The sequence below is a fragment of the Cupriavidus sp. 8B genome, from assembly GCF_054589115.1.
On sequence record NZ_BAAILO010000002.1, the window covers coordinates 1 to 3,538 of the forward strand.

The 3,538-nt window shown below is 60.0% G+C and carries 3 protein-coding genes; all 3 read right to left on the reverse strand.

All coding sequences use genetic code 11. The features are described 5' to 3' along the window. Positions 1-644, reverse strand: a 644-nt coding sequence (locus ACYP5B_RS00005; RefSeq protein ID WP_459568063.1) for an IS630 family transposase, incomplete at its 3' end; no start/stop codon positions are given. 913 nt (positions 645-1,557) lie between these two features. Next, positions 1,558-2,349 carry a hydroxyacylglutathione hydrolase gene (gene gloB, locus ACYP5B_RS00010; protein ID WP_459568061.1) on the reverse strand — a complete coding sequence of 264 codons (792 nt, stop codon included), beginning with the start codon at positions 2,347-2,349 and terminating at the stop codon, positions 1,558-1,560. A gap of 174 nt (positions 2,350-2,523) precedes the next feature. Next, a complete protein-coding gene (locus ACYP5B_RS00015) occupies positions 2,524-3,174 on the reverse strand; it encodes a redoxin domain-containing protein (protein ID WP_459568062.1) in 651 nt (216 codons plus the stop codon). Between the last annotated feature and the right edge of the window lie 364 nt (positions 3,175-3,538).

Genomic DNA, 3,538 nt, shown 5'->3' on the forward strand with positions numbered 1-3,538 from the left:
GCGCTCCTCAGGCTGAAGTTGTTGGTACGAAGTTCTGCTTTGCATCTGAACACCTTACCCGAAGCAAGGTGTTGCACTTCAGATTTGAGGCCGCCCTGGATCTGGCTCTTCTCGTCAACGCACAACACCATGGCCTTGAGCGGTGGGTCGAGGTACAACCCCACGATATCGCGCACCTTCTCCACGAACAATGGTGCGGTGGAGAGCTTGAAGGTCTCCTGTCGATGCGGCTGCAGCCCGAAGGCACGCCAGATACGCGCCACGGTCGACTGCGACAGATCCGCCGCGCGAGCCATGGTGCGCGTGCTCCAGTGGGTGGCGCCGGCTGGCACGGATTCGAGCGTCTTGGCAATAATCGCATCCACCTGAGCATCACCGATGGTCCTCGGCGCCCCTGGGCGCGGAGCATCAAGCAACCCATCCAGGCGATCCGCGACGAATCGCGATCGCCACTTGGAGACCGTATGCACGTCGACACGCTGCCTTGCCGCGACGGTCTTGTTGTCCAGGCCTTCAGCGCTAGCCAGCACAATGCGCGCGCGCAAGGCCAACGCCTGTGCCGTCTTGCGCCGCATCGTCAGCGCCTTGAGTCGCTCACGTTCGAGCTCACTCAACACCAGTTCTGCCTTCGGTCTTCCTCTAATCGCTGCCTCGCCTTGTGCTTGCCTTCAATGCAGAGTACAAGGCGATATCAATAATGCAATGAATTTCTGACTCAGGACACTAGGTTGCACACGCGTCTTGAATATCGGCGGAGATCGTCACTTTGGGCCCGGCGGTGCTTCTTGTGTCAGGCAATTCCTCACGCGCTTCGGGGTCCGTCGGCCGCGTTCCGCCATCGCTGTGGCGCGTGAGTTCGCCAGCTTGCGGCTCGGCGCGGTCGCCTAGACTAGGTCGTTGACAGCTGCATCGCTCGGATATGTTGACATTTCAAATGCTGCGCTCGGATGGGTGACCTGGGACGGCTCCGGGGCGGACGGCTAACAACGGCACGTAAGATAGTTCCTCAGAAGCTTCGTTGTCGCGACGAGCAGCCGTAGGTACTATTTGTTCACGAATGCTATGCGGCCAACTACATTCGTCGATCGCACCTAGGCGGCAGCGCTGCGACGGCTGTTGGACGTCAGCCCGGGGGGATCGCAGGGTGCGCCCTTATCGGTACTAAGTTGGCCACCTCGTTCTAGGAATGCGGTGTCGAATGGATGGAACATTTCAGCAGCGGACTTCTGTTGCTGCTCGCGGGTCCGGCACGCCATATCGAAGTGCGTTCTCTGAGGGAGGCGCTTGAGCTCCTGGGTGCTCGCCGGCGACGTAGTTCAGCGGGAAGCGCGCAACGTAATCGCCAGCGTTCGCAGCGAGCGGCCCACGAAGACCCCGGAAGGGACTTCCGTACGCGTCGGCGGGGCACTTGTCAGCTGAGTTTTTCTGACCCCCTTTCCGCCGGATCCATTCGCTACTAGGCGAGGCGGGAGCGTGGCCACGATTGGCGCGGTGTCCGGATGGGGGCGGGTGATGCCAAATGGGGCGTTAGCGGCGTGGCTACGCCTGCTGTCCGCGTCAACGGAAGTTGTTCTTCCACTCCCGCATTAGCGAAAATGCATCGATCCGATTCTGCACCGCCAAACCCAATTGCTGAGTGAGTCTGTCCTGGATCGGCTGCTCGCCTACCCGTAGGAACGGGTTGATCGCGCGCTCTTGCGCGATCGTCGTCGGTAGCGTCGGAATCCCCCGAGCGCGGCGACTTTCAGCTTCGCGACTCCACTCTTGCAACTGCACATTTGTTGGCTCGCAAGAGAGTGCGAATTTCACATTCGAGAGCGTGTACTCGTGAGCGCAATGCACGTAGGTCTCGCCGGGTAATGCGGCGAGTCTGTCAAGGGACTCGAGCATTTCAGCCGGCGATCCCTCAAAAATCCTTCCGCAGCCGCAGGAGAACAGCGTATCGCCACATAGCAGATGGGGACGGCCATTTGAGTCCGACGCGTGAAAATACGCGATGTGGTCCCTCGTGTGACCAGGTACCGCGAACACTCTGAATTTGCTCCCCGGGTTTTCTATGGTGACGAGATCACCGTCGGTTAGGCCGTGGGTAACAAATGGGAGTTGGGCGATTGAAGGTCCAAACACGGGGACGGGCTTAATGCCCAGAAGCTCTGGAACGCCAGCGACATGGTCCCCATGATGGTGTGTAAGAAAGATAGCGGTCAAATTCAGCCCGGCTTTTAGTAAATAGTCCACGACGGGGGCCGCCTCCCCTGGATCGACGACTATCGCGCTATCTCCGTCGTTCAAGACCCAGACGTAGTTGTCACCAAGCGCGGGGACCGGCGTGTATTCGAAATGCTTCATAAGGTGATATCGGCACAAGGGTGCCTCGGATGACAAGAAGTTATGGAGAGCGTTGGGAGGCCGTCCCGGTTTCGCGGCGGACCGTCGCACGGTCCGCGCAACGTGTCAAAACGTGAAGGTGAACGGCGCCGCCTGCACGCAACGCCGGGGACACGTCAGATGAGGAGAGCCTTCTCAGGGATCGGACATAGCTCGGAAGCATCGGGACGACACGTAGTCTGGATTGATTTCAGAGTACAGCGCCACTTCGTCCTGCCCGATCGCGTCGTAGCGGGCGGGTATCGGAAGCGTCAAGCTTGGATCGCCGCTGGAGCCTGGCAGATCATTGTTGTGCATCTTGTACAGATCAACCAGATAGTCGGGCAGATTGAAGCGCAGGCCAAACGCCGCTGCGGTCTCGTTTATGGCGTCGCTCAGCACCGGAAAGTCGAGCTCATTGTCGCGCACGGACCTGCGGCTGTTGACGGCGATCTGAGACGAGACGGCCACCACGTTAGCGCCGAGAGACTGGATCTGCGGCAAGACTTCGTTGTTAGCCTGGGGTCCGAGATTGTAGTACGGGCACCAGACGTCACGGTAGAACGTGAGCACCAACAGTCCCCTAGCACGCAACTCATCCGACGACACCTCGTTGCCGTCCTGACCCTGCGGGCGGAACTGCGGCGCCCGGTCGCCGGCCTTGACGGCACGGCCGGCCTGGCCGCTGGCGATGGGTTCCGCGGTCGCGCGTTCCATGATCGGGTGGATTTCGGGCGGCACGTGGTACAGGGGCTTGCCCGCCTTGAAATCGGCCTTGAATGCGTCGAGCTTGTCTTGGAGCGACATCACTAGTCTTCGGAGGATTGATCGGGGGAGCCGATCCTCGGTACGCGAACCTTTGAGGCGAACCAGTGGCTTGCCTTACCGTGATACTCCGAGATTTTGTGGCGCGGCGGTAGGTGGCTGGCGCGAATAACTCCCATTCTCCTGAGGCATAGACAAGGGAGGCTATCAGCGGGTATCGTCAAATCGTAGGGGATAAGCTGAGCTGGGGCACGCCCGACGAAGCGATCCGCGACTATTGAGACTTGCATAAGTGATGAAATCACCACAGCTCGGCCTGCTTCCAGCACGCGGCAATGATGTTGGCGCGTTGCTGTGCGCTGCGCAGCCGATTGCGGGCGGTCGTTTTGAGTTCGGTGAGCGAGTG

Bases quoted from the DNA above. Each gene is read 5' to 3' on its own strand.
- gloB (WP_459568061.1), bottom strand. From the start codon at position 2,349: ATGAAGCATTTCGAATACACGCCGGTCCCCGCGCTTGGTGACAACTAC.
- ACYP5B_RS00015 (WP_459568062.1), bottom strand. From the start codon at position 3,174: ATGTCGCTCCAAGACAAGCTCGACGCATTCAAGGCCGATTTCAAGGCG.